Source organism: Phyllobacterium trifolii (assembly GCF_014192095.1).
GTDB lineage: Bacteria > Pseudomonadota > Alphaproteobacteria > Rhizobiales > Rhizobiaceae > Phyllobacterium > Phyllobacterium trifolii.
Genome location: NZ_JACHXN010000009.1, coordinates 147160 through 168124 on the forward strand (window position 1 = coordinate 147160; position 20965 = coordinate 168124).

Annotated in this window: 19 protein-coding genes and 1 pseudogene; 13 read left to right on the plus strand and 7 right to left on the minus strand. The window is 55.1% G+C overall.

Translation table 11 applies throughout. From position 1 onward, the window contains the following. Positions 1-7 precede the first annotated feature (7 nt). The 6 genes from FHS21_RS15400 (at position 8) to FHS21_RS15425 (ending at position 8092) form a co-directional block, all read left to right on the plus strand. Positions 8-1822 carry an ABC transporter ATP-binding protein gene (locus tag FHS21_RS15400; RefSeq protein WP_183662608.1) on the plus strand — a complete coding sequence of 605 codons (1815 nt, stop codon included), beginning with the start codon at positions 8-10 and terminating at the stop codon, positions 1820-1822. 83 nt (positions 1823-1905) lie between these two features. After that, positions 1906-3096 (plus strand): glycine C-acetyltransferase, encoded by a 1191-nt coding sequence (locus FHS21_RS15405; RefSeq protein WP_183662610.1) that lies wholly within the window; start codon positions 1906-1908, stop codon positions 3094-3096. Between the two features lie 9 nt (positions 3097-3105). Further along, positions 3106-4140, plus strand: coding sequence for an L-threonine 3-dehydrogenase (tdh, locus tag FHS21_RS15410; RefSeq protein WP_112531964.1), 1035 nt, complete (start codon positions 3106-3108; stop codon positions 4138-4140). A gap of 1246 nt (positions 4141-5386) precedes the next feature. Continuing rightward, positions 5387-6550: an IS110 family RNA-guided transposase gene (locus FHS21_RS15415; protein WP_183662612.1), complete on the plus strand. Its 1164-nt coding sequence runs from the start codon at positions 5387-5389 to the stop codon at positions 6548-6550. Between the two features lie 435 nt (positions 6551-6985). Further along, the gene (locus FHS21_RS15420) at positions 6986-7270 is read left to right on the plus strand and encodes a hypothetical protein (RefSeq protein WP_183662614.1); all 285 of its coding nucleotides are present in this window, start codon (positions 6986-6988) and stop codon (positions 7268-7270) included. 417 nt (positions 7271-7687) lie between these two features. Then, the gene (locus FHS21_RS15425; RefSeq protein WP_183662616.1) at positions 7688-8092 is read left to right on the plus strand and encodes an EF-hand domain-containing protein; all 405 of its coding nucleotides are present in this window, start codon (positions 7688-7690) and stop codon (positions 8090-8092) included. A 77-nt stretch (positions 8093-8169) separates the two neighbouring features. On the opposite strand, the pseudogene FHS21_RS15430 reads toward FHS21_RS15425, so the two are convergent. Next, positions 8170-8490 (minus strand): annotated as a pseudogene (locus tag FHS21_RS15430) (inositol monophosphatase family protein); the annotation flags it as partial. A 317-nt stretch (positions 8491-8807) separates the two neighbouring features. Here FHS21_RS15430 and FHS21_RS15435 point away from each other — a divergent pair. Next, on the plus strand, positions 8808-9245 hold the full coding sequence (locus FHS21_RS15435; protein WP_183662618.1) for a universal stress protein: 438 nt from the start codon (positions 8808-8810) through the stop codon (positions 9243-9245). A gap of 231 nt (positions 9246-9476) precedes the next feature. Here the strand turns inward: FHS21_RS15435 and FHS21_RS15440 are convergent, their stop codons facing one another. The 4 genes from FHS21_RS15440 to FHS21_RS31365 form a co-directional block, all read right to left on the minus strand. Continuing rightward, positions 9477-9923, minus strand: coding sequence for a baeRF12 domain-containing protein (locus FHS21_RS15440; RefSeq protein WP_183662620.1), 447 nt, complete (start codon positions 9921-9923; stop codon positions 9477-9479). A gap of 56 nt (positions 9924-9979) precedes the next feature. Next, positions 9980-10369, minus strand: a complete 390-nt coding sequence (locus FHS21_RS15445) for a cold-shock protein (protein WP_246411050.1) — start codon at positions 10367-10369, stop codon at positions 9980-9982. A 203-nt stretch (positions 10370-10572) separates the two neighbouring features. Continuing rightward, entirely contained in the window at positions 10573-12195 is a 1623-nt protein-coding gene (groL, locus tag FHS21_RS15450) for a chaperonin GroEL (protein ID WP_183662622.1), read from the minus strand. Between the two features lie 168 nt (positions 12196-12363). Then, the gene (locus FHS21_RS31365) at positions 12364-12591 is read right to left on the minus strand and encodes a hypothetical protein (RefSeq protein WP_183662624.1); all 228 of its coding nucleotides are present in this window, start codon (positions 12589-12591) and stop codon (positions 12364-12366) included. A 70-nt stretch (positions 12592-12661) separates the two neighbouring features. On the opposite strand from FHS21_RS31365, the gene FHS21_RS15460 reads away from it, so the two are divergent. From FHS21_RS15460 to FHS21_RS15480, 5 genes are all read left to right on the plus strand, one after another. Further along, entirely contained in the window at positions 12662-13162 is a 501-nt protein-coding gene (locus FHS21_RS15460; RefSeq protein ID WP_183662756.1) for an NUDIX hydrolase, read from the plus strand. Positions 13163-13831: 669 nt separating this feature from the next. Next, positions 13832-14650, plus strand: coding sequence for an ABC transporter ATP-binding protein (locus FHS21_RS15465; protein WP_183662625.1), 819 nt, complete (start codon positions 13832-13834; stop codon positions 14648-14650). Between the two features lie 383 nt (positions 14651-15033). Further along, positions 15034-15333, plus strand: a complete 300-nt coding sequence (locus tag FHS21_RS15470) for a c-type cytochrome (RefSeq protein WP_183662759.1) — start codon at positions 15034-15036, stop codon at positions 15331-15333. 615 nt (positions 15334-15948) lie between these two features. Continuing rightward, positions 15949-16926, plus strand: coding sequence for a ribose-phosphate diphosphokinase (locus FHS21_RS15475; protein ID WP_183662627.1), 978 nt, complete (start codon positions 15949-15951; stop codon positions 16924-16926). A 138-nt stretch (positions 16927-17064) separates the two neighbouring features. After that, positions 17065-17508, plus strand: a complete 444-nt coding sequence (locus tag FHS21_RS15480) for a DUF2267 domain-containing protein (protein WP_183662629.1) — start codon at positions 17065-17067, stop codon at positions 17506-17508. A gap of 15 nt (positions 17509-17523) precedes the next feature. Here the strand turns inward: FHS21_RS15480 and FHS21_RS15485 are convergent, their stop codons facing one another. Further along, positions 17524-18549 carry a hypothetical protein gene (locus FHS21_RS15485; protein WP_210283528.1) on the minus strand — a complete coding sequence of 342 codons (1026 nt, stop codon included), beginning with the start codon at positions 18547-18549 and terminating at the stop codon, positions 17524-17526. A gap of 47 nt (positions 18550-18596) precedes the next feature. After that, positions 18597-19985 (minus strand): Do family serine endopeptidase, encoded by a 1389-nt coding sequence (locus tag FHS21_RS15490; protein ID WP_183662633.1) that lies wholly within the window; start codon positions 19983-19985, stop codon positions 18597-18599. A gap of 149 nt (positions 19986-20134) precedes the next feature. Here FHS21_RS15490 and FHS21_RS15495 point away from each other — a divergent pair, with 149 nt between their 5' ends. After that, positions 20135-20776 (plus strand): phosphoribosyltransferase, encoded by a 642-nt coding sequence (locus FHS21_RS15495; RefSeq protein ID WP_183662635.1) that lies wholly within the window; start codon positions 20135-20137, stop codon positions 20774-20776. Positions 20777-20965: the final 189 nt, after the last annotated feature.

Below are 20965 nucleotides of genomic sequence, written 5' to 3' on the forward strand. Positions count from 1 at the left end.
ACAGCTCATGGAAAAGCCCATCGCCCCCGTTCTGTCGGTTTCGAACCTGACCACATCTTTCCTGGTCGATGGCCAGTGGCGACCGGTCGTGCGCAATGTCTCCTTCGACGTCGCGCCCGGCGAGACCGTGGCGATTGTGGGCGAGTCCGGGTCCGGCAAGAGCGTCACGTCGCTTTCCGTCATGCGACTTCTGCAAAAGGACAAGAGCCGTATCGAGGGGAAAATCATGCTGGGCGGAAAGGACATTCTCGCCCTGCCGGAAAACCAGATGCGGGGGATCCGTGGCAACGATGTTGCGATGATCTTCCAGGAGCCAATGACCAGCCTCAATCCGCTGTTTACGGTGGGCCAGCAGATCAGCGAGGCGCTGCTTTGCCATCACCACATGTCGCGTGCCGAGGCAAAGGCGGAAACCATCCGGCTTCTTGAAAAGGTGCGGATACCTGCTGCGAAATCGCGATTCAATGAATATCCGCATCGCTTCTCGGGCGGGATGCGACAGCGCGTGATGATTGCGATGGCGCTGGCGAGCAAACCAAAACTGCTTATCGCCGATGAACCAACGACAGCTCTGGACGTGACCATTCAGGGCCAGATACTCGATCTAATCAAACTTTTACAGGACGAGGAGGGTGCCTCTGTTCTCTTTATCACCCACGATATGGGCGTCGTGGCGGAGATCGCCGACCGGACCGTGGTCATGTATAACGGCGAGGCGGTCGAAACCGGCAAGACCGAGGATATCTTCGCACGGCCGCAGCATCCGTACACACGTTCGCTGTTGTCGGCAGTTCCGGTTCTGGGTTCGATGAAAGGGCATGAGCGACCTTTGCGATTTCCGGTAGTCGATCGCGCTACGGGCACATCCGATACGCCGGTCGAAGCGGCCGATACAGTGCAAGCGGGGGTCCAGCCGCTTCTGGATGTGCGCAATCTTACGACACGTTTCAACATCCATTCTGGCATGTTCGGCCAGCTTGAGGGACGGGTCCATGCCGTCGAAAATCTTTCCTTCACATTACAGCCCGGCGAAACCCTTTCGCTCGTCGGCGAATCCGGCTGCGGAAAATCAACGACGGGACGCTCGATCATGCGCCTCGTTCCAGCGCAGGCTGGCGAAGTCCTGCTCAATGGCCGGGATGTGCTGACCATGGATCCGAAGCAGTTGCGCGACATGCGCCGGACCATGCAAATGATATTCCAGGACCCGTTCGCCAGTTTAAATCCGCGCATGACGGTGGGGGCGGCCATTGCCGAGCCGTATCTGGAACACAAGCTTGGAACACGTGCCGAAGCACGTGAGCGAGTGGCCGATCTACTGGAGCGTGTGGGCCTCACACCGGCAATGGCAAATCGTTATCCGCACGAATTCTCCGGCGGCCAGCGTCAGCGCATCTGCATTGCCCGCGCATTGACGCTCGACCCGAAGATCATCGTTGCTGACGAATCCGTCTCGGCACTTGATGTCTCGATAAAGGCGCAGGTCATCAACCTTCTGCTTGACCTGCAAGCCAGCCTGAACCTCGCCTATCTGTTCATCTCGCACGATATCGCCGTGGTCGAACGGGTCAGCCACCGCATCGCGGTCATGTATCTTGGCGAAATCGTCGAAATCGGGCCGCGCGCGGCGATCTTCGAAAATCCTCAGCATCCTTATACGAAAAAGCTGATTTCAGCGGTGCCTGTTCCGGATCCTTCGCGGCGAGGTTTAAAGCGGCCTGTGTCCAATGACGAGATCAAAAGCCCCGTTAGGGCGCCGGATTTCGCAGTTCCGATCCGTCAATATGCCGAGGTTTCGTCGGGGCATCTGGTTCAGCTCTAGAGTCGGGGCTTGAGACATTGGCCTAATCGTGAGATGACACTGCGAAAAGTTGCCCCGTCATCAGGCGCAGAGCAGGAAAAGCCATGACCAAGCCTTTTATCGATCACCTGTCGTCCGAACTCGAGGGGCTGAGACAGTCCGGGCTTTATAAGACCGAACGCGTCATCACCTCCAAACAAGCCGGACAGATCACTGTCGATTCGGGTGCAAAGGTGCTTAACTTCTGTGCCAACAATTATCTCGGACTTGCCGACAACGAAGAACTTGCGGCAGCGGGCAAGGCAGCGCTCGACCGCTACGGCTACGGCATGGCTTCGGTGCGCTTCATCTGCGGCACGCAAGAGGAACACAAGCAGCTTGAAGCCCGCATCTCCAGCTTCCTCGGTTTGGAGGACACAATCCTTTATTCAAGCTGTTTCGATGCCAATGGCGGCCTGTTCGAAACACTGCTCGGCGAAGAAGACGCAATTATCTCCGACGCTCTCAACCATGCCTCGATCATCGACGGCGTGCGTCTCTCCAAGGCCAAACGTTTCCGCTACGCCAATAATGACATGGCGGCGCTGGAAGAAGAATTGAAGAAAGCCGAAGGCAGTCGCTTCAAGATGATTGCCACCGACGGCGTATTTTCGATGGACGGCATCATCGCCAATCTGCAGGGTGTTTGCGACCTTGCCGAAAAATATGGTGCCATGGTCATGGTGGACGACAGCCATGCCGTGGGCTTTGTCGGAAGAAACGGTCGCGGCTCCGCCGAGCATTGCGGCGTCGAAGGCCGCGTCGATATCATTACTGGCACGCTGGGTAAGGCGCTGGGCGGCGCGTCGGGCGGCTACACATCCGCCAAGCGCGAGGTGGTCGACTGGCTGCGTCAGCGCTCTCGGCCCTACCTTTTTTCGAACACGCTGGCGCCTGTCATTGCAGCAGCATCGCTGAAAGTGTTCGATCTGATTGACCAGGGCGCGGACCTGCGCGCGCGCCTCAACGCCAACGCCGCGCATTTTCGCCGCGATATGACAAAGCTTGGCTTTAATCTGGCCGGCGCCGATCATCCGATCATTCCGGTGATGCTTGGCGAAGCGACACTGGCACAGGAGATGGCGTCGCGCATGCTCGAAAAGGGCGTGTACGTCATTGGTTTTGCGTTCCCTGTCGTCCCGAAAGGGCAGGCACGTATTCGCACGCAGATGTCCGCCGCCCACACCACGGAAGACGTCGCTCGCGTCATCGAGGTTTTTGCTGAAGTCGGGCGTGATCTCGGCATCATAAGATAGGATGCAACCATGTCGAACATGATGAAGGCACTGGTCAAGGCGAAGGCGGAACCTGGTATCTGGATGGAGCGCGTTCCGGTTCCGGAACCTGGTCCAAACGACGTGCTGATCCGGGTCAAAAAGTCAGCCATTTGCGGCACTGATGTGCATATCTACAACTGGGACAAGTGGGCTGAGGCCACGATCCCGGTGCCAATGGTCGTGGGTCATGAGTTCAGCGGCGAGATCGCCGACATTGGCTCGGCCGTGACCAAATACAAGGTCGGGCAACGTGTCTCCGGCGAAGGGCATATTGTCTGCGGCATTTGCCGCAATTGCCGCGCAGGCAGGGGCCATCTCTGCCGTAACACGCTTGGTGTCGGTGTCCATAGGCCCGGTTCCTTTGGCGAATATGTCTGCATTCCGGAAGACAATGTCGTACCGATCCCCGACGATATTTCCGATGAAATCGCTGCGATCTTCGATCCCTTTGGCAACGCCGTGCATACGGCTCTGAGCTTCGATCTGGTTGGCGAAGATGTGCTGGTTACCGGCGCAGGCCCCATCGGCATCATGGGCGCCCTGGTTGCAAAGCGCTCAGGAGCCCGCAAGGTCGTCATCACCGATATCAATCCGGCGCGCCTGGCGCTCGCCCGTAAACTCGGGATAGATCATGTGGTGGATGCATCGACGCAAAACCTCGCCGACGTCATGAAGGACATCGGCATGACCGAGGGGTTCGACGTCGGTCTGGAAATGTCCGGTGCGGCACCAGCTTTTCGCGACATGATCGACAAGATGAACAATGGTGGCAAGATCGCCATTCTCGGCATTGCGCCGACGGGTTTCGAGATCGACTGGAACAAGGTGATCTTCAAGATGCTCAATCTCAAAGGCATCTATGGCCGCGAGATGTTCGAGACCTGGTACAAGATGATCGCCTTCGTGCAAGGGGGTCTCGATCTGTCGCCCATCATCACGCACCGGCTGCCGATCGATGATTTCCAGTCTGGCTTCGATGCGATGCGGTCCGGCAGTTCAGGCAAGGTGGTTTTGAGCTGGTAAGTAAGCGCGTCGTTCCGACAGGACAATGTTTCGGTGAAGCAGCCACCCCTCTTTGCCTACAACGCGGTACCCATGTTGAAGAACTCCCGATTGCGATCGAGACCATCTTCGCTGTCCTCGTGCACCGCGCGTGGACAGGAAATCTCTCCGCGTTGATCCGCATGCACGCGCGAGGCGAGGGGCAGGTTGTTTTGGTCATGGCAGCCCCCGGACAGCGCCGTCCCTCGTCAAATACACTGGCCGGACAATGATCCGACCCACGCGCATCTTCAGCAACTGAAAGATAACGTCGAAAATTTACGTCATAGACGGGAATTTGTGCGCGCGCTTCGCGCCGCGGGGCTTCCTGGTCCCGACAGGAAACTGACCGCGGGTTAATGTGTAAAGGGATGTGCATTTTTCAGCGAACCGAGCCAAGTCGGAAATGCAGGACACTTACTCAGTGACGGACACGGCTATTGAAATCTACTCATTGGATACCCAACTACCTCATCCACCCGTAGATGAGAAACCGAGTTGCCAGCAATGACGCTTGCTTTCTCCGGGAAAAAGGGCGCTCCCCTCGAACGGGTCGAGCGCCCTTTTTGTAGCCCTATTCATTCGGGTGATGGCATCAGCCATGAATATTGACCGGCGCAACTATCGCAGTCGAGATATAGAGTAGCCGCAGTCTGTTTGCGCTCATTCACATAACAAAACCCGACCAGCACGGCCATGCGCGCTTCCCTTCTCCCAAAATATGGCAATTTCGCTTGGCTCATGACAGTCCATTGTAATCACTGCGGTTGGCGTAAATCCAATCTACGACAGGTTCGTCGGAGCTATGGCATTCGGAAAATTCAGGTATGACCGAAATATTCGGACTCCGCCTTTGATCAGGACTAGGTGTCTAAAGTCGGGTCCAAGGTGACGAGAAGTTCGAAGACTTATCGAGCAGAAGGACCAACGTCCCCCGCGGCACCGCTAAGCCGTGCCAGCCAGCCATAAAGCGTTTGCCGTAACGGTTCCTTGGTACCGGAAGTTCCGGATGAGGAATGGTTCGATACAGCGGAGGCGAAGGAAACTGCCTATTGGGATTTTTGGCCCACCTATGACGGCCTCGTTTTGCTGATTTGAGCCTATGATGCGGCATACGATCAACCCAGCTCTTGTTATGGCACCAGATCCTATGAGGGGTAGACAGCGGCCGGTGCTCGCGCAGAGTGAGGTTGCTTAAACTTAAACACTCTACCTTGGAGGCCCACGCATGTCCGTTGCTAACGAACGATCTGAAGCGCCGACCGCTATCCGTTCCGATCTTGGCGCAATTTTTGTCTCATTGGAACTCTCACAATCTAAATGGCTGATTACCTCGCTGTCGCCAGAGGGCGGCGGGAAGATGTCCAAACATGCGGTGGCGGCTAGCGCTGTCGCCGAACTGCTGGATCAGTTTACTGAACTCAACAGGAAGGCACAGGCGCGGACCGGGAAATGCTTTCCGATCATCGTGATCCAAGAGGCCGGGCTCGATGGCTTCTGGATCCACCGCGTGTTGCAGGCCGAAGGGATCGAAAGTTATGTCGTCGATCCCGCCTCGATTGCCATCTCACGCCGTCGTCGCCGGGCAAAGACCGACAGGATCGATGGTGAGGCGCTGGTGGGGGCATTGCTGGCCTACAAGCGGGGTGAGCCGCGGGTATGCGCGATGATCCGGGTGCCGACGCCAGAAGAAGAGGATCGCCGCCGTGTCTCGCGTGAACGCAAGGCATTGACGAACGAGCGCGTGCGACACGTCAATCGCATCAAGGGGCTTTTGTTTAGCCAGGGCGTCTCAGGTTGCGAGCCACTGCGCCGCGATCGACGGAAGCGATTGGAGGAGCTCCAGACCGGTGATGGCCGTCCGCTCCCCGCACATTTGAAGGCGCAGATCAGTCGCGAACTCGACCGTCTTGAACTGCTGCTGGAACAGATCAAAGCCGTCGAGGCTGAGCGCGATGCCATGTTCGCGGCCGCGCAGATCGTCTCGCCAGCGCCAGCACTTCTGCTCAACCTGAAGGGCATAGGGCCGGAGTTTGCCGCCGTCCTCTGGTCGGAGGGGCTCTACCGCCATTTTGACAATCGACGGCAGATCGCGGCTTATGCGGGGCTCGCACCAACACCTTGGCAGAGCGGCTGGGTTGACCGCGATCAAGGGGTTTCAAAATCTGGCAATCCAAGGCTTCGATCGATGCTGATCCAACTCGCCTGGCTATGGTTGCGTCATCAGTCGCGATCAGCGCTTACCCTGTGGTTCAGGGAGCGAGTAAAGCAAAATGGCGGACGTCTCAAGAAGACGACAATTGTGGCACTCGCCCGCAAGCTGCTCGTCGCGCTCTGGAAATATGTCCGTGCCGGCGTCGTCATCGAGGGCGCGGTCATGAAGACAGCCTGATGCGTTACCCAAACTAAATTCTGCAATCTTCCAGGACCCGATCAGTCCTGGCGGATCCAGGTGGACGAACCGACGCTGTGTATGGCCACAATGCCGCCAACCCAGAATGGTCCCGTCCTCCTGAGCCCTGTCCGCCGCAAGCGGGATGTTGGTGCGGCTGTTTCGAACAGCGACCGTATATAAGCTGGATCTGGCATCGGTAACGAAGCCGCGTCATGCAATAGGGTTCAGACCGTGGATGCCGCAAATCGCCGAGGGAGCGTATAAATGTCATCCTGATGACCATTCCGAATTGGCACTCCTCATATAAGCACAGCACGCTAATGTGACGCTTATAATCGCGGGCAAGAAGTGCCTCGGCTGTCCGGAGGCAATAGTCTACTATGGGCGAACAAACGCTGCCAAGAATCGGGAGCGTCAGGTTGGAGATATTCAATGGGAAACAAGTTGGTTAAGTCACACGAAAGCGTCTTGGTGCCAGATCCGAATAACGTGCAGGTTGTCTTTGCGAATTATTTCGCCAGTGGTGGTACGATTAGTGGAGTAATCAATTTTACGCTCTGCACCACGCGGCACACTCCCACTTTGGACGGAAGACTTGAGGCTGATCCTGTCGTTTCAGCTCGTCTGCGTATTGACCTGGATACGGCAATTGCCTTGAAAAACTTTCTTCATACTCAGATCGAAATGCAAAAAGCTCCCAAAGAAATGCCAAGCTAAAAGCTTACCTACGACCCCAACGTCGTATCTGACGCAGCATCTCTTGTATGTTCCTGAGTTGCCGGGTGATCGCACGGTTCGCGAAGCAATTTTGGTGTGGAAGCAAAGACTCTGGCGGGCTGTCGTCCTCTGGCGTCTCCCAAGCTCAGCCGCATCGGTTTGCGCCAGAACAATGATCATCGATCCTAAGATATGGCTTGTTGAGTTAGCTTAGATGGCACAGCCTTGCCTCCGCGACTGCTCGCTTCTTCAATCAATCTGCGGCCATTGATCTAGCGCAAATCCGACACATGTTTTTTAGCCTATGGTCGTATGAAACCTATGGTGGCGCCGCTGCCGTGAGACCACGACATACAAGGGCAAGGAATGCCAGTGACATCGAACGGATCTCAGGAACATGGACCAAGGAGAGGCCATATGACGTTCAATACATTGCCACGTGCGGCCATACTAGCCGCCATCGTTGCCGTCGGCGTGTCGAGTGCTGCTCTTGCGCAAACGGCCGATCCACACCATGCCGATACGACAACTTCACAGGCGACCCAATCGCCCGACTCCGACGAGATGGGCAATCAAGGCCAGAAGGGACAGCCAGCTCAGCCCGGAATGATGGGTCGAAATATGATGCAGTCCGGCATGCCGATGATGGGTATGCGCGGCCATATGATGAAGGTCATGTTCGCTGTCGCTGACGTTGATGGCGATGGTGCGCTTTCCTTTGAAGAAGTGACGACCATCCATAAGCGAATCTTCGACAAAGTGGACGCCGATAAGGATGGCAAGGTGACGCCCGAGGAAGTCCAGGCGTTCATGCGGCCATAGGCCTTGGGTGGTTCGGCGGATTGACAATTGAAGGTCCGATCTCGCCCACGGCGCGCCGACGCTATGGAGCACCTCCATCAACCTGTCAGCGAACTTCGCACTCGTAGGCCTGCCCGTCTACGGCGAAGAATAGTCGTTCGCTGGCAGGGGGCATAGATGATCCCGATGATGGGAAAGCTGTCGGCCACCAGCGCGATGTTAACCGTGAAGTCACCACGCCCTTCGATGAATTCGCGGGTGCCATCGATAGGATCGACGACAAAGCAATAATTAGACCCGGATGCTTGAACTTGAATCGAAGAGAAGCTCTCTTCGCCGATCATCGGAATTGCAGGATATGGATTGAAGAGAGCCTTTTTGATGATTTTCTCACGGGCTACGTCGGTCTTCGTCAGTGGGGAGGCATCGCTTTGAGGCGGGTTCGCAGGCCATCTTTTCCGATCTGAATGACTGCACTGCCTGCCGTCACCACAACCGGAATCAGCTGTTTTGCCATCTCAATCTGCACGCTAGAGTCCATTGTTTGTTTGCCTCCGGTGCCTTGGTGCCGTCTCACCTGCCTCATGCCATTAACAAAGCTGTCCAGCTCGAGTGATAGCTATATCCACTCGATCAACACCCGCCCGATGTTAGCCCCCTTTCAAATCAGCAGATTGATGCGGATCAAAGACCGGCTCTCCTTTCCAATGCATGATATTGAAAAGAGGAAATTATCATGTTCAGTCACATACTCATTCCGACCGATGGCTCCGCACTTGCCACGCTGGCAGTTGATAAAGGTATCGAGTTCGCTCGGGACGCAAATGCAGGCGTAACAGTAATCACGGTCTTGGAACCATTCCAGATTGTAACGGCGGACCCCGACCAAATTCGCGGCACACGCGCTGAGTACGAAAAATTTGTGCGCATGGAAGGAGCAAGGGCTCTCACTGATGCCGAATTAAAAGCCAAGCAGCTTGGCGTTACATGCCGATCGGTTCAGGTTGAAAGCGATGAACCTTTTCAGGCCATCATCGACGCGGGCGAAAAGAACAGCTGCGATCTGATAATAATGGCTTCCCACGGGCGGCGGGGCATCGGCGCGCTGTTGCTGGGAAGCGTTACCTTGAAAGTGCTCACCTACTCGAAGATTCCTGTTCTTGTTTATCGCTGAGCTGCCTTCCTTTTCTGTGACTTCTGCATCGAACGCGTGTGGGCAACGTGACACACATCGTGGGAGCTCACGATTTCAGCTGCACCCCATTGAACGGGCAAACGCCAATCCTCTCGACCAAAGTCCACTCGTACCGCCGCCGGAAAAGTATCTCGACTTGCTGTCGCCCAACATCGAATGAGCTTGTCGCAGCCGTAATGAATGCAGCCGCAAAACACCTGGCCGCCATGTTCAAGCGGCAAGATGCTTTTCGATTTCCGGGATCGGCAATTTGACGAGGTCCTTGGCAATTTCCGCGCTAACCGTTGCGCGTGCCAAGGGCAAGAGGTGTTCGCGCAAGGTGCCGAGCGCTTTGGGCGGTGCGATCAGGATAAGCTGCTTTATCGTGTTGTCCTGAACATGCGAATTGAGCCACTCTGCAACCTTGGCAATAAAGGTTCGCTCCGCTTCAGAATGCCGGTCTGTTTCCTCCATCGCGCTACGTGCCGTTCCCTGCGATTGATAAACACGCCCCGGCCGGTCGCTGCCTTGTTCTCGAGTGGGAGGATGCACTTCGAACCTTACGTTGACCGGTATGAGGTTGAGCAGTTCGGCATCGCCATCGTTGCGCAGAACAAGGGCCTTGGCGCCGTCACAGACGACCAGCCATGTGTTTCGTGGGATTTTAACGTGTTCCATCTTCTTTTTCCGCATCTGGATAATTAGAGGTTAGCGTGCAAGAGTCATGCCCATGTTCAGACGCGCAATTTGTGCCGTTTCAAACATTTGATCGTGCTTGCTTGCGGCCCTTTTTCTCCCATCTCCTCCGTGAAAGTGACACGGATGCCGGCGCTCAACTTTTCGAACTGGTCGTCAAGAACACTGTTGCGATGGAAATAGATTTCACGTCCGTCGCTGGTCTCCAGAAAGCCAAAACCTTTACTCTCAAGGCGCTTCACGCTGGCGACCGGGCTAACCACGTGCCTGTTCGTTTGCCGTTGCATAAGGCGAACCTGATTCTGCAACTGTCGGCGCGCACGCTTGAACGTATCGTTGATCGAGTAGGCAAGATCAGCATAGCGTTCATCGTCCTGCGTTGTGTGCTCGACCGCAACCTGGCGACCTTCCGGCAGAGAAAGCCACATGTTGACCTCATAAATGCCCCCAGTTTGGTGACGTCCACTCGAGCCTTTAACGACCACGCGGCACGCAGTAATGCGGCCACGCGCTGCTCGAGCCGGCTTAGGCAGTTCATAACCCTGGAGCGAATGGTTTCGATTGGCTCCATACCTTGAAACTCGATCTTGACGGGCGTTTCCATATTATCAATCTCCATGAAGTTGGAGGTTCAAAGCGACATACCCACCTCCGGTCGAGGGTCTTTCGTCTCTTCTGCCATTTCTGTCATGGTTGCTTCTGTGAGCAGCATCACGCTGGCCGTCGAAACAGCGTTCTCCAAGGCAATGCGAACGACTTTGGTGGGATCGATGATGCCGGTCTCGATGAGGTCAACGTATTGATTGCGTGAGGCATCGAACCCTATGGTACCTGCTTTCTCGAGCATTCGCGCAACAACGACGCCACCATCGACTGCCGAATTTTCGGCAATCTGTCGCGCCGGCGTTTCCAGAGCCCGCTTGAGGATTTGCACGCCCGTTCGCTCGTCACCGCCGCAATTGGCCTCTTCATGCGCTACTGCATCAATGGCACGAAGCAAAGCGAGGCCACCGCCCGGCACGATGCCCTCGGCAACGGCAGCTTTCGTAGCACTGATGGCGTCATCAAAAGCGTCCTTGCGAGTCTTCATCTCCCCCTCTGTCGGGGCGCCAACACGAACAACGGCGACGCCTCCGGCCAGTTTGGCAAGACGTTCCTGCAGTTTTTCGCGATCATAATCGCTTGTGGACTTGTCGATCTCATGCCGAATCTGCTGGATTTTCGCCTTGATCTTTTCGTGCTGCCCCATGCCGCCTATGATTGTCGTCGTATCCTTGTCGACAACGATCCGGGCAGCCCGCCCCAGCTGCTCGATGGTTGCGGTGTCCAGCTTGAAACCAAGATTCTCCGAAATCACCTGCCCTCCCGTAACCACGGCGATATCCTCAAGCATGGCCGTGCGCCGGTCTCCAAAGCCGGGCGATTTCACAGCGCACGCTTTTAGTACGCCGCGAATCTGATTGACGATTAATGTGGCAAGCGCCTCTCCCTCCACATCCTCGGCGACAATCAGGAGTGTACGTCCACTTTTGGCGACCTGTTCCAGCAAGGGAACCATGTCGTTCAGGGATCCGATCTTTCTGTCACTGATCAAAATACAGCAGTCCTCCAGTACCGCCTCCATTTTTTCCGGATCGGTTACGAAATAGGGGGAGATAAAGCCTCGGTCGAACTGCATGCCATCCACCACTTCGAGGACTGTATCCGTGGTCTTTGATTCCTCCACCGAAATTACGCCTTCATCGCCGATCTTTTCCAGAGCATCTGCGATGAGCTCTCCCACGTTGACATCATTATGAGCGGAGATAGCGGCCACCTGCGCCTTTTCCTTGCGTGTCCGCACTGGGCGCGACATATCCTTGAGCGCCTCGACTGCAGCCCTTGTCCCGCGTTCGAGCCCGCGTTTCAAATCGATTGCGCTTGCCCCCGCCGTAACGTTGCGCACACCGTCCGCGAAAATGGCGTAAGCGAGAATTGTGGACGTGCTCGTGCCATCCCCGACAGCTTCTCCTGTGCGCACTGCCGCCTGCCGCAGCACCTGAGCGCCTAGATTTTCCTCGGGATCCTTTAGCTCCACTTCCTTGGCAATGGTAACGCCATCATTGCAGACAATGGGCTGTCCCCATTTCTTCTGGATCAGCACCGATTTTGATTTCGGACCCAATGTTACCCGAATGGCGTCGGCGAGTTGTGTCGCGCCGCTGAGGATTTTCTCGCGTGCAGCCGAGTGGAACAAAAGACGTTTATGGGGCATTCACTTCCCTCCCGGTAAAGATCAATCCCACTCAAAATAGGCCGGGAACGTTCTGCCGCATTGCGCTGGATCAAAATACCACTCGGAAAAACACCTTTCTGCTATCCATGAATAAACACTGCTACACACTCATATTTTTGACGGGGAATGATCCAGATCAAGGCGTATTCAAGCAGGTCGTCTTTGAATGGGTCCATGTGGCAGACTGTTTGCACCGCTCCGTTCGATCGCGATCTCGAATTGGCCGTCATTGACCAAGAGGGTACACATGCGCTCGTCTTTCCCTGCCGACGGACGCGTAACGGATGGATCGCCGCTCAGACGCAAGCCCATCTTGATGTCCATCCCACCCATTGGCGCGAATGGCCGCTGAACATAGCCCCTGAATTCAATCATCCCGCAGTCCGTCCCCTACTCCTGCGGCACTAGTAAACGGAGCTGCAGTGATAACTTGTTCGAGGTTATTTTGGGTAAGAAAAGCGCTGGTATTTTGATGTATAAGCGAACCGATGAAGGAATTAAGGTCCTTCTGGTCCATCCCGGCGGGCCGTTCTGGAGCCGGCGCGACCTCGGCGCCTGGTCGATGCCTAAGGGCGAGTATCTGGACGAAGAGGGATCGGAATCTGCAGCAAGGCGTGAATTTTCCGAGGAAGTTGGAACTACAGTGGATGAGCCGCTGCATCTGCTCGGGCAGATACGACAACGCAGCGGCAAGATCGTTATCGCTTATGCAGCGGAGGGGGACCTGGATGCATCTTCCTTCCGCAGTGAAACGTTCGAGATGGAATGGCCACGCCACAGCGGCCGTCTGCAGTCCTTTGCCGAGGTTGATCGAGCGCAATGGTTCACATTACCAATCGCACGTCACAAGATCCTCCCAGGATTGCGTCCCTTCTTGGGTTTGCTTGAATCGCGGATCATCAGCCTGGATCCGCGTAATTTGCATGGGCAAGAAGGTCAGCTGTGACTTACGGATTGCGCGTGTCTGCCATGAGCTATCGCATTCCCCTTGGCATCGTTCTTAAAATAATGGCGTTGTTGCTGCGGTAAATGACGATCGAGCCGCGTCGATGAACTGCCCGGCTATCCATGCCTGTTGTCGAGGAAAGTTTGATACGACGAATGCCAAGCGCATCGCGATCCGCGGCGATAAGTGAACCTCAATTGTTGGCCTGGGAGCATCCCTCGGGGTGCACACGGCAGGCATGCTCACCGGGGATGCCGGGGTATGGGATCGTTACGGCCCTGACTGCGCTCAGCGATAGCCTCTCCCGGGATACGTCATCGCGCCGCGAAGTCGAAATGTGCGAATGCTTATGCCAATGATTTGCACTCGAGACCGTGTCGAGCCTCGCCTGGCCGCTTCCCCATCTCAAATTCTGCCAGAGATTGCGTTCGATTCAAATGTGCCAGCTGTCACGGCGGCCATTGACATCAAGTGATGTCCGAATAACTGGGATCCCCAGAGCACCGTCATTGTCGGCGCGTTGCCGAAATTGACCTAAAACAATGCAAACATGAAGTTGCGTGAAACACTGGAAAAAGGGACCTGCTGAGTGGGCGCTTAAAAGCAATATGGTTGGCAGCTAATGATGCCCGTTCGGCTCTTATACCTGCAAACTGGAGTGCTATTGCGATGCCCCCTCAACCGAATCGCTCACCGAACGGAGACCCCGAGGTTGTGATCCGGGTGCGTGATCTCGTCGTCGAGCTCGGTAACAAGATTATTCTCGATCATCTCAATATGGAGGTTTATCGCGGCGAAATTCTTGGGCTCGTCGGCGCCTCAGGGTCGGGCAAGTCGGTGCTCACTCGCGCTATCATTGGCCTGTTACCGAAACGTCTGGGAACCATTGAAGTGTTCGGTGAGAATTTCGATGAACTACCGCCAGTTGCCAGACGGGCATTGGAACAACGATGGGGTATCATGTTCCAGCATGGAGCGTTGTTTTCGTCTCTGACTGTAAAGCAAAATATCCAAGTGCCGATGCGCGAATTTCTCGATCTATCAGACGAGCTTCTTGACGAACTGGCCATGCTCAAAATCGAGATGGTGGGGCTGAGCCCGGATGCTGCTGAAAAATATCCATCAGAGCTGTCGGGTGGCATGACCAAGCGCGCGGCGCTCGCGCGAGCGCTTTCCCTCGATCCCGAAATAGTCTTTCTTGACGAGCCCACATCTGGACTTGATCCGATCGGAGCGGGGGAGTTCGACGAACTTCTCATTGCCCTTCACGAGACGCTGAAGTTCACGGTCTTCATGGTCACACACGACCTCGATAGTTTGCATACGGTTTGCGATAGAATTGCCGCCTTGGCCGCAGGAACGATCATCGCGGCCGGCACAATTGAAACGATATTGACTTCACCCGATCCTTGGCTGCGTGCCTATTTCCAAGGCCCGCGTGCGCGAGCCGCCTTCGGGCTTGATCTTGCGAAGGCCAAGCACGATTGACGGAAAAAACGACCATAGATCGATGGATTTTCTGGCAGTCTGGCCAGCCTGCATTGACCTGCATACGATAGTGCGGGTGGAGCCCCTCTATTTAATCGCGCATCTTCGATCTAGAATTTACCGCCCTGGCGCACGCTATAGGTTTCCATTGGCAAAGTGTGGCAAGCAAAGCTTATTCTCAATCCTCGCATTGTGCTCAAATCGGACAGTTGGTCCTGCGAAATCGGCTTCTGCTGGAAAATTGTGGGCGTTATTAGCCTTACAATCCGCAAGTGAGAACGGCCTTGCCATCTTTGGCCGCTGGCTATTCGCCGTCCTGTCCGATAGGGTAGAAAGAACACGGAGGGGTGGTCATGAGACACCTGTGTGGCTTTGCAGTCGGGATGGTTCTCACAGCAGTACCGGCGAGCCTCAATGCACAAGTGGTGGGTGATCCGCAGCGGGGTTCAGTGTTCGCACAGCAAGTCTGCGCTGGCTGCCACGCAGTCGAGCGCGGGCAGCCTTCCTCTCCAAATCCGCAAGCGCCGACCTTTGACGCAATTGCCAAAACCCCAGGAACCACTGAAATGGCCTTGTATGCATTTCTCAGAACATCCCATCACACAATGCCAAACCTCATACTGACGAAGGACGATATTAGTAATGTTGTCGCCTATTTGTTGAGTTTGAAAGACGGCCGGTGAAATGTCCATCGAATACACTCAGCCATCGCAGCCAGCGGCCCTAGAAGAATGTATTCGACGCGCGTGCTCTTGCGCCGTCATTGGTTGAGATCCAGGTCATCGATCACGCCGAGATCATTCTGGAGAGCTAAAGTGCAACCCTCACCTGCTGCGGTTCGCGAGTGCAAGTATGGACGAAAGCTACCTTGTCGTTCCTTACAATGGGGACAATCTCGAATAGAATGCTCATATGTACAAGATTACCCGCGGCCAACATTTTCCCTGGTAGGGCAGGTTTTTCGGCTTTTATGTTCGTTCCCTCTGCGTCTCCATTTTCAGCACTCGCCAATAAGGGCGCGCCACGCCGATAGGCCCGAACGCAAAAAGCCGTTGTCACCCTGCGCATTCAAGAGGCCCGCCTCGTCGCGACCCGCTATGGCAATGTATTTATCATACAGCTTCATTGGCGAAGCCGCAGCTATGGTTCCGGAACTGTTCCCTGGCGCTGGCATCCACCGACATCATTGCCTGCCTTTTAGGATCGGAACAGTGACCCCCAAAGGCTTACTGGCCATCATTGGAAAGTCTTTTGATGCACGTCAAACGCTGTTAGACATGACGTGGTATATAGCTCGCATGCGCATGTTTGTTCTAAACGACACGAACGATCTTGGCGTCGCTGTAGCAGAGATGCTTTCAATCCCTGTTGCGCCGCATGAGGAACGCGACTTCAAGGATGGCGAACACAAGGCACGGCCCCTGGTCAGCGTCAGAGGCAAGGACGTTTATGTTCTTCAAAGCCTCGCTGGAGGAAGCGTGGCCTCCGTAAACGACAAACTGTGCAAGCTCCTCTTCTTCATTGCGACCTGTCGCGACAATGGTGCCAGCAGCATCACGGCGATTGTTCCCTATCTGGCCTACTCACGTAAAGATCGACAGACGAAATCACGTGATCCCGTAACCACGCGCTATGTTGCCCGGCTTTTTGAGGCGGTCGGGACCGACCGAGTGATAACCCTTGAAGTCCATAACATTGCAGTTTTCCAGAATGCCTTTCGATGTCAAACAGTGCATCTCGACGTCCGCAAACTCTTTGTCCCGGTAATACGGCGGTTGGCCAAAGAGCTGCCGCTTATCGTGTTCTCGCCCGACAGCGGCGGCATGAAGCGCGCCCAGCTGCTAAAAGAAACTTTGGAAGCAGTTCAAGGCAAAGAAGTCGGATTCGGCTTCATGGAAAAGCGACGTAGCCGCAACGTTGTTTCGGGTGAACTTTTTGCCGGCGACGTGAAGGGATCAGCGGTCTTTATCGTCGATGACATGATCAGCACCGGCGGTACAATGCTTCGTACAGCGCATGCCTGCCGCGAACGTGGCGCGAAGGCTGTCTATGTTTTCGCCACACATGGGCTTTTCAACCCGGGTTGCGAGGCACTGTTCAACAGTCCCGCTGTAAATCGCGTTGTTGTGACTGACAGCGTCCCGCTATCCCATCAAACTGGCTCGGAACCACATGCAAAGATCGAGATTGTACCTGTGGCTGCATTGATTGGCGAAGCGATCCGGCGGCTCCATAGCAACAAATCCATAACCGACCTGCTGGGTGACGAAGATTGAAGGTCCCGTCCAGCGCGGAGTAGGGGACGAGCAAACGTTGCCCGACGTGTACTCTGATTGCCGATTTTTGATCTGGCTCAATGCAATCAAACCCGACATGCCCTGTATGTAACGGACAGACTTTCGGGAGGTCCGTCAATGAGCAACACTACCATCGCCGCTTTCACCCATGGAGCCCAGCAAGCTCAACAGTGGGTCAACGAGTTGGATGATGACTTGAATTGGGACGACAAAGGTCGCGCCTACCGACTCTTGCGATCAGTGCTCCACACACTGCGGGATTTTCTGTCGATTGAAGAAGTCGCGGATCTATCGGCACAGTTGCCTATCGTTATCAGAGGCGTCTTCTTCGAAGAGTGGGATCCCTCGACAGCCCCTGTATGGAAGAGGAAGAAGCAGGATTTTATCGAACAGGTTGCAAGTGATTTTAAGAATGACCCACTCGACAACTCAAACGTCGCCGTTGCCGCTGTCTTCAAACTCATGGACCGGCATATCTCACAGGGAGAAATTACCCAGGTTCGAAATTCAATGCAGAAATCGCTTCGAAATTTATGGCCCGCTACTCATGGTACGAGATGATAGACGCTTCTCAACTTAGATCATGCGCACATTCCGTACAGGCCGTAGCCTAAGGCATTCCCTTTCAGCCGCCGCGATATAGAGAAGAGCAAGCGGTCGCCATTTTTCGGGATGTCGCAGTGGACTATCGAGCAAGTGGGCGATACACAGCCGCGCCCTGAGCAAGGCCCGAAACCCGCCATACAGGGCCATCAATTGTGCGGTCGGCGGGTCCCCGAGTTTTCGTTCCAGGACTTTGTAAAGGAGCAGCCTTATCCAAGTGGCGCCAAGCATATCGCATTCCAACCCCAGATAGTTCACTTCATCGTAGGGATCAATAATGCGCATCGCTCGATTAAATTCGAGGCAATCAATGATCTGCGGCGGATCCGTCAGGCAAATATGCTCGGGACGAAGGTCACCATGTCCTTCGACAATTATACCACGTGAAATGCGTGACTTAACAAGAGGTCTGAGCAATATGAGCGCCTCGTCCACCGTATCGAGTGCATTGCCCACGAGATCGGATAATCCAAACTCGGATCGCTGCAGGATCGAACGATTGATCGCCTGCTCGTGTTTGAAATGGTGCAGGTAAGCATTGCCATTTACCGGCGCTTGAGAGCAGCGTTTATAAAAAGCGGCAAGCAATTCGCCAATTCTGCAGATATCATCTCGCTTTACACAGCCTTGGCGAATACGAGCATCCAACATATGATCTGCTGGCAGGCGTCGCATCTTCATCAGCCAATCGATGATTTGACCCTCGTTTGAAAGCGTCAAGCGTCCTGAGGGCTTGCGGCGTAGTGCGACAACGGCAGTGTACGTTTCACTTGCGAGCCGACGGTTGAGCCGGAACTCTTCCTGGCAATAGAACTGCCGCTTCTCTAACGTGCTGAAATCCAGAAATGGATATTTGACCGGCTTTTTGAGCTTGTAGACCCAATTGTCGGTCAAGAAGACCCAGGACATGTGAGTTTCGTGCGCCTCCACATGCTTGGCCGTACCGCCATAGGACCTCGGTTCGCCTAAAAATCGCACTTTTTCAATCAAATCTGACATTGGAGGCTCTGTCCAATCTGGCACTTGCCCTTGTTGTCGGGGTTACTTTATTCAACGGCCAAAAACTGAATGACATTGTCGCGATAGATGCCAAGCAGCAGCGGGTGTGCGCTTCGCCGGGCCAAATCGAGTGTTTCTTCGGATGAGTGAACGGCTTGCCGGTTTATGCTGACGATAATGTCACCTTCGACAAGACCAGCGGCGGCAGCCCTGCTGTCCTTGTCAATCGCAAGGACAAGCGCTCCATTCGCCTGGCCAATCGGCTTTGCCTCTGTCTTGATGTCGAGCAGAACGATGGAGTCGAGAAAGGCTGTTGTGGCTTCCGAGGCATGATCAGATTCCTTGTCGGTAAGCCGTGCGGTGATTTCGAGCGATTTGTCAGATCTTGCTATTGAAAGCCGGATTGCCGAGCCCGGTGCCAGGCTGCTGATCTTCCGTCGAAATTCAGACGCATCCTTCACCGGGTGCCCGTCAATGGCTGTAATGACATCGCCAGCAAGCATGCCGCTGCGCTGCGCTGCAGAGCCGGCTTTGACCTGGCTTACAAGAACACCAGGGTCACGGCTGATCTTGAGTGCGAGACGCAGCTTCGGGGTCATGTCCTGAACGACAACGCCAAGCTCTCCCCGGTTAACCTTGCCATGCGCTGCCAGCTCATCGGCAACACGTTTGGCCAAGGCGCTTGGTGTGGCAAAACTGATGCCGAGAGCGCTCCCTGCCGTAGCGTTGTTGATGCCGATGAGTTCCCCGTGAAGATTGACCAATGCACCGCCGGAATTGCCAGGATTGATGGATGCGTCTGTCTGGATGAATTCCTCGAGATTATCGTTGCCCAAACCTGGTCTGCCGAGAGCGCTGATGATGCCCATCGTCGCGGTTTGCCCAAGTCCAAAGGGATTGCCAATAGCAACCACGTAATCTCCAACCTTCAGGCCGTCGGAATTGCCGACCGGCATCGCGGAGAGGCCCTCAGTCTCGATTTCGATCAGGGCAAGGTCCGTTTCCGAATCCGAACCGACCAATCTTGCTTCGACTGTTTTTCCATCGTTGAGAGTGACGGTTATTGCGTCGGCATGCTCGACCACATGGTAAGTTGTAAGAACCATTCCATGCTGTGCATCGATGATAACGCCGGAACCTACCGACTGAAAGGAAAAAGCCTGTGGCGGCATTACTTCCGACAAGCCGTAAAACCGGCGATAGAACGGGTCCTGAAGAAGCGGATCGATCTCTTCGGCGGCTTTTCCCGTTGCCGAGATGTTCACCACACTCTTCACCGCGCGCTCCAACATGGGCGCAAGCGATGGAGGAGATGCGTCCGCCAATGCGACGGTTCGGCCATCAGTTGGCAAGCCGATAAAGATAACCATCAGTGAGATGAACGGCCAGAGGCCGACCATCTTGATCAGACCCTCCTGCCAGCGAAACCTGTTCATTTTGACCTCCTCGCTGCAGCTGGCAGGCAGCCACCAAAACCGAAACTATTCATTCTCGAGGAGCCTGGCATTGCGCTGAATCAAAGACTGCATCCAGATGTAGTGTTCTTCTACAACTCATCTGCAGCCGATCATTTGGAGTACATGCCATGTTTGACGACCGAGCCGATGCCGGCAGGCAGTTGGCCAACGCCCTAAAGCAGTATCGCAATCAGGATGTCGTGGTGCTTGCCCTGCCGCGAGGCGGTGTAGCGGTCGCAGCCGAGATCGCAAACGAACTTGGCGCACCACTTGATCTGATTATTGTACGCAAGGTCGGCGTTCCGTATCAGCCAGAACTTGCCATGGGTGCGGTCATGGACGGATCTCATCCGATAATAGTGCGCAATGACGACGTATTCCAACGCAGCGGAGTTTCAGAAGAGCTTTTTCAAAGCGAATGCGCTGAAGAACTCAAGGAAATCGACCGCCGCCGTGCTCTTTATTGTGGAGGCGCGGTCCCGATCAACGTCACCGGCCGCACAGTGGTCCTCGTTGATGATGGCATTGCAACTGGAGCATCCGCTCGCGTTGCAATTCGGGGGTTGCAGCAGCGGAAGCCTCGAAAGGTTATTCTCGCCGTTCCGGTCGGGGCAACTGAAACGATGGAAGCGCTGAGACACGAGGTTGATGAAGTGGTTTGTCTCGAAGAGCCTGCAGCGCTGGATGCAATTGGCTTCCATTACCATGATTTTTCGCAACTGACCGATGAGGAGGTTATGCACTCGCTTGCGTCGGTGCGCTCGCGTTAACTGCCGCTATTCTGTTCCTCGCAGATTAGCGAGGAATTTCGCCCAAGTGGGCAAACGTCTGCGGGCGGGCGAGTTACCGTTGTGTATCTTTCGAATAGTGAAGCTCCAAGAAAACCATACTGCCCAGCGAAATATGTGCACACCCTTCACACCTCTGATTAAAGGACAATGCCGGGGAGTGTTTTGACC